5 protein-coding genes are annotated in these 6,094 nt (G+C 41.6%); all 5 read left to right on the top strand.

From position 1 onward, the window contains the following. Positions 1 to 8 precede the first annotated feature (8 nt). The 5 genes from purN to AACZ11_RS05840 all read left to right on the top strand — a co-directional run bounded on the left by purN (position 9) and on the right by AACZ11_RS05840 (position 5,047). Positions 9 to 620 carry a phosphoribosylglycinamide formyltransferase gene (gene purN / locus AACZ11_RS05820; protein WP_290628827.1) on the top strand — a complete coding sequence of 204 codons (612 nt, stop codon included), beginning with the start codon at positions 9 to 11 and terminating at the stop codon, positions 618 to 620. Continuing rightward, a complete protein-coding gene (locus AACZ11_RS05825; RefSeq protein ID WP_290628826.1) occupies positions 613 to 1,251 on the top strand; it encodes a ribonuclease H family protein in 639 nt (212 codons plus the stop codon). Before purN ends, AACZ11_RS05825 begins: the two co-directional genes overlap by 8 nt. A gap of 58 nt (positions 1,252 to 1,309) precedes the next feature. Beyond that, positions 1,310 to 2,017 carry a T9SS type A sorting domain-containing protein gene (locus AACZ11_RS05830; RefSeq protein ID WP_290628825.1) on the top strand — a complete coding sequence of 236 codons (708 nt, stop codon included), beginning with the start codon at positions 1,310 to 1,312 and terminating at the stop codon, positions 2,015 to 2,017. 144 nt (positions 2,018 to 2,161) lie between these two features. After that, positions 2,162 to 3,085: a PfkB family carbohydrate kinase gene (locus tag AACZ11_RS05835; protein ID WP_290628824.1), complete on the top strand. Its 924-nt coding sequence runs from the start codon at positions 2,162 to 2,164 to the stop codon at positions 3,083 to 3,085. 63 nt (positions 3,086 to 3,148) lie between these two features. Next, positions 3,149 to 5,047 carry an amidophosphoribosyltransferase gene (locus AACZ11_RS05840; protein ID WP_290628823.1) on the top strand — a complete coding sequence of 633 codons (1,899 nt, stop codon included), beginning with the start codon at positions 3,149 to 3,151 and terminating at the stop codon, positions 5,045 to 5,047. Positions 5,048 to 6,094 lie beyond the last annotated feature (1,047 nt).

Raw genomic sequence — 6,094 nt, forward strand, 5'->3', positions numbered from 1 at the left:
AACTTTAAATGAAGAAGCGCATTGTAATTTTTGCTTCAGGCAGTGGTACCAATACTCAAAACTTAATTCAATACTTTCAGCAGGGAGAAGTTGCCGAGGTTGTTCTCGTGCTTTCCAACAAGAAGGATGCCAAGGTCTTGGAGCGTGCTAAAAATTTGAATGTCAAATCCTTACATTTTGTAAAGGACGCTCTATTTTCTGAAAATGGCGTGCTGAAAATCCTACAGGAAGTTCAACCGAACCTTATTGTGCTCGCGGGATTTCTTCTGAAGTTTCCGGAGGTCATTCTGAAGGAATTTCCGCACAAAGTGATCAATATCCACCCGGCGCTCCTTCCGAAGTACGGCGGAAAAGGGATGTATGGCCGACACGTGCACGAAGCCGTTGTAGCGAACATGGAGCGAGAGACCGGAATTACCGTCCATTATGTGAACGAGCACTACGACGAAGGCGCTGTGATCTTTCAGAAAAGTGTATCCCTTTCCGAAGAAGATACCCCACAAACCGTCGCCCAAAAAGTGCAGCAACTGGAATATGTACACTTTCCGAAGGTGATCGAAGAACTGTTGCTGAATCCAAAGACCCATTCAGCCACCCATTCACCTCCAAAACATGGCTAAAAAAACGCAAAAATACTATGTAGTATGGTATGGGAACCCTGCCGGGATCTACGACAGCTGGGAAGCCTGTAAGCGCGTCATTGAAGGTGTGAAGGGAGCCCAGTACAAGTCTTTCCCAACGCTGGCTGAAGCAAAGGTCGCTTTCAATAAAGAGTACGCCGACTATAAAGGAAAAACAACACGAAAGAAAACCCTTACCTCTGCAGAGCGCGCGAAGATAGGCGAACCCAATCTCTTCTCCATTTCGGTAGATGCAGCCTCTAGCGGAAATCCCGGGAAAATGGAATATCGGGGCGTAGATACACAAACCCATAAACAATTATTTCACCAAGGTCCGTTTCAGCAGGGCACCAATAACATTGGAGAATTTTTGGCGATCGTGCATGGACTCGCTTTTCTGAAACAGAAGAAGAGCGACCGGATGATTTACACAGATTCGCGTATTGCCATGGGGTGGGTGAAACGTAAAAAATGCAATACAAAGCTGAAGCAAACGGCAAAGAACGCCTATTTGTTTGAGCTTATCTCTCGCGCCGAACAGTGGTTAAAGCACAATTCATACAACACAAGGATCGTGAAATGGGAAACCAAAGCCTGGGGTGAAATCCCGGCCGATTTTGGGAGGAAATAATTTTTTATTCATATATTTGAGTTAGACTCCCCCTAATTTAACCACTAAATTATTAGTTATGAAAGTATTTTACAGTTTCATAGCAATCTTATGTGTTGGAAACGTAATTGCCCAAGATCCCGATCCACAACTGTTTGAAAACGATTGGTATTTGTATTCTGTACAAATTAACGATCTGGATCCTTTATATACTGTTTCGGAAATAAAACCCCCAATTGACCCTTATCTTAGAATAGAAGAAAATTTGGTGTTTAGCGGTGAGGGAGCCTGTAATTCCTTTGGCGGTCAATATGAGATTTTACCGGATAATGAATTAAACGCTATAGATTTTTCAGAGACAGGTGAAGACTGCGGGGAACAGCTCCATAATTCATTCGAAGACAGTTACTTTGGAATGATTACACATGAACTTCTTTATTATTCTATTACACAGGACGGTACAGGCTCTGTTCTTACTATGGAGCATCCCCTTTTTGGGCATGCCATTTTTAAAAGCTATCCTCTTTCTATTCTTGAATTTAATGATGCTTCTTTTGAGGTGTTCCCCAATCCTGTAACGGATCGTATTTTTATCAAGTTAAACAATGACTTAGTTGTTAAAAAAGTATTTATTTACAATTTACAAGGCGCTTTGGTCTATCATGAAACAGACCCCCCAGCCAAACTTTTTGAAATAGCAATGGAAAATTTCAATTCCGGATTTTACTTTGTTAAAATAGTGGGAGAAACAGGTAATGAAAATGTACAAAAAATAATTAAAAAATAAAAGTTACTTAGCTGCACCCGTCAAGAGTTAAATAAAATTTTAGTATAAAAAAACGGGCCGATTTTGGAAGAAAGTAATCCGTTCTAAGCGTTAGTTTTTCTGTAGACAAAACTGTATCTTTGCACCTTCTTTTAAAAGCAGCGTATGAGTAGTCTTGTTATCGTTGGAACCGTAGCGTTCGACGCCATTGAAACCCCTTTTGGAAAAACAGATAAAATTTTAGGCGGTGCCGCAACCTACATTGGGTTAGCTGCTTCTCAATTTGGGGTAGACGGAGCTATTGTTTCTATTGTAGGCGGCGACTTTCCTAAGGAGTATATCGATCTGCTTTCCAACCACGGCATGGATGTCTCGGGGCTTGAGGTAGTAGAAGAGGGAAAAACCTTCTTCTGGAGTGGGAAATACCGCAACGATATGAACTCTCGGGATACCTTGGTGACAGAATTGAACGTATTGGCCGATTTCAATCCCAATGTTCCTTCAGACTACAGAGATGCCGAAGTCGTGATGTTAGGAAACCTGCATCCGTTAGTTCAGTTGAGTGTTATCGACCAAATGCACAATCCGAAGCTCGTGGTATTGGACACCATGAACTTTTGGATGGATAACACCTTGGAAGAGCTAATGCAGGTAATTGCCAAAGTAGATGTGATTACCATTAACGATGAAGAGGCACGACAACTTACAGGCGAATATTCGCTTGTTGTTGCTGCACAAAAGATCATGGCTATGGGACCAAAATATGTAGTGATCAAGAAAGGGGAACACGGTGCATTACTGTTCCATAAGGACGATGTATTCTTTGCTCCGGCCTTACCTTTGGAAGAAGTTTTTGACCCTACGGGCGCAGGGGATACTTTCGCAGGAGGTTTTGCAGGCTATTTAGCAAAAACCGGTGATTACAGTTACGAAAACATGAAAACGGCCATTATTTACGGTTCGGCTTTGGCTTCATTTTGTGTAGAGAAATTTGGTGCAGAGCGTATGATCAACCTTCCGAAGAAAGAAGTACACCAACGCATACAACAGTTTAAAAGTTTAACACAATTCGATATACAACTCACTTAATAACCTGCCCTGAAAATACAGGGCTTTTTTTGTAGTTTTAACTACTAATTCTGGGAACACACTATGAGCGACGCTTTAAAACATGAATGTGGAATTGCACTGGTTCGACTCCTTAAGCCGTTAGAATTCTATAAGGAAAAGTACGGAACGGCCTTCTATGGTGTCAACAAAATGTACTTGATGATGGAGAAGCAGCACAACCGCGGACAAGATGGCGCCGGTTTTGCGAGCATCAAATTGGATGTCAATCCGGGAGAGCGCTATATTAGCAGAGTGCGTTCCAATGCAGCACAACCCATTCAGGATATTTTTGCACAGATCAACGAGCGTATCAACTTAGAGTTTAAGATACATCCTGAATTTAAAGATGATGTCGCTGCGCAGAAAAAACACATTCCGTACATTGGTGAACTTTTCTTAGGCCATGTGCGGTATGGCACCTTCGGAATAAACAGTGTTGAGAACGTTCATCCTTTTTTAAGACAGAACAACTGGATGCACCGAAATCTTATTATTGCCGGAAACTTCAACATGACGAACACCACCGAGTTGTTCGACAACCTCATCAAGTTGGGGATGCACCCTAAAGAAAAGGCCGATACGGTAACGGTGATGGAGAAAATAGGTCATTTCTTGGACGATGCAGTTCGCAAATTGTACAAAAAGGCCAAGGCAAAGGGAATGACGAAGATCGAAGCCTCTCCTTATATTGCCGAGCATTTAAATCTTACGAAGATCCTTCGGAAATCGGCCAAAAACTGGGACGGTGGGTATGCCATGGCAGGATTATTGGGTCATGGGGATTCATTCGTGCTTCGGGATCCAGCCGGAATAAGACCCGCCTATTATTACAAGGACGATGAGGTGATCGTGGTAGCTTCAGAAAGACCCGCCATTCAAACCGTGTTCAATGTTCCGTTCGAGACCATTCACGAAATTGACCCCGGGAATGCCCTTATCATTAAGAAGGATGGCAGCTTTACTACTTCAGAAATATTAACCCCCTTGGAACGTAAATCCTGTTCTTTTGAGCGTATTTATTTTTCTCGTGGAAGTGATGCCGAGATCTATCAAGAACGGAAGGAATTAGGACGCTTGGTCATGCCAAAAGTGTTACAGGCTATTAATTATGATACTGAAAATTCTGTGTTTTCCTTTATCCCGAATACGGCTGAAACATCGTTCTACGGTATGTTGGATGCGGCACAGAATGAATTGAACAAACAAAAGAACGAAGCTATTCTTCGCGAGGAAGGTCATTTATCGACCGAACGACTGGAACAAATCCAAGCGCATAAGATCCGCACCGAAAAAATTGCGATCAAGGATGTGAAGCTACGCACCTTTATTACCGATGACAGCAGCAGAGACGATCTGGTCGCTCACGTATACGATGTTACATACGGGGTTGTAAAACCAACAGATAATTTGGTCATCATTGACGACAGTATCGTTCGAGGGACTACATTAAAAAAGAGTATTCTTAAAATGTTGGACCGCTTAAACCCGAAACAGATCGTTGTGGTGTCATCGGCGCCACAGATTCGTTACCCGGATTGCTATGGTATCGATATGGCGCGGCTAGAGCATCTTGTAGCCTTTAATGCTGCACTCGAGTTGCACAGGGACCGCGGCACCTTTCAAATTGTAGAAGAAATCTATCATAAGTGTAAAAAACAATTGGAATTGCATGATACCGAGGTAATTAATCACGTAAAAGAGCTGTATGCCCCATTTAGTGATGAGGAGATCTCCGATAAGATTGCAGAGATCATTAGCGATGAGACCATAAATGCAAAGGTGAAACTGATCTTTCAATCGGTAAGCGACCTTCATGAAGCTTGTCCCAAAAACCTTGGTGATTGGTATTTCACGGGAGATTATCCAACGCCCGGAGGCAATAGGGTAGTCAATAAGGCCTATATACATTTCTATGAAGGCAATCCTGAGCGCGCCTATTAGAATAAAATTTTCGGAAAAACCTCACAAAAGTTACCGTTAATCGAATATAAAATTCACTTTATCCAAAAGTAGGAAAAATCTGTATTTAGTAGTTTTATTTGTCCTATATTTGACCCATACCATAGCATAAGTAGGTTAAGTTCATGGTAAGATTTGGGGCAAAAAGGTAAACTTCGGTTTACCTTTTTATTTTGCCCAAATCTTAAAGGGGTGGCGAGCTACAGACCTCGACTTTGTACAAATAGTTATTTTTAAGCGAGCCGCTTCCCTTTTCACAAAACTTCGGTTTACCTTTTTATTTTGCCCAAATCGCAACGGGGTGGCGAGCTACAGATCTGAGCTTTGGAGAGATAAATAGTTTTAAGCGAGCCGCTTCCCTATTCACACAGCTTCGGTTTACCTTTTTATTTTGCCCAAATCTCAAAGGGGTGGCGAGCTACAGATCTGAGCTTTGGAGAGATAAATAGTTTTAAGCGAGCCGCTTCCCTATTCACACAGCTTCGGTTTATCTTTTTATTTTGCCCAAATCGCAGCGGAGGGGCGAGCTATAACCCTCGACCATGAACAGATAAATACTTTGAGCGAATCGCTTTTTTTTCACCAATAACATCGTACGATAACTCATACTATCCTAGTGACTTTATAGGTTTTATTTCTGTATATGTGTTGTTCAACGAAAATATTTGCCCTTAATCTAAAAGTTGATTTTGTCAAACAAATTATCCTATATATTTGATGCATACCATAGCATAAGTAGGTTAAGTTCATGGTAGATTTGGGGCAAAAAAAGGTAAACGCTTGTTTACCTTTTTTTATGGCCCAAACTCAACCACCGGGGTAGCGAACCTTGGCTTTTTTGTAACTTTTTGTAGTACAAAAAAGAAAGGTGAGCTGCTTTAAAATCCTCTAAACATTGTTTCTCTTGCTAACGCAACTCAAGCTCCGCCTTTTCCAATCTGGCATTCACCGTATATAAATTTCATTTAAAAAAACGGGGTAGCGAACCTTGGCTTTTTTGTAACTTTTTGTAGTACAAAAAAGAAAGGT

Source organism: uncultured Altibacter sp. (genome assembly GCF_963972995.1).
GTDB lineage: Bacteria > Bacteroidota > Bacteroidia > Flavobacteriales > Flavobacteriaceae > Altibacter.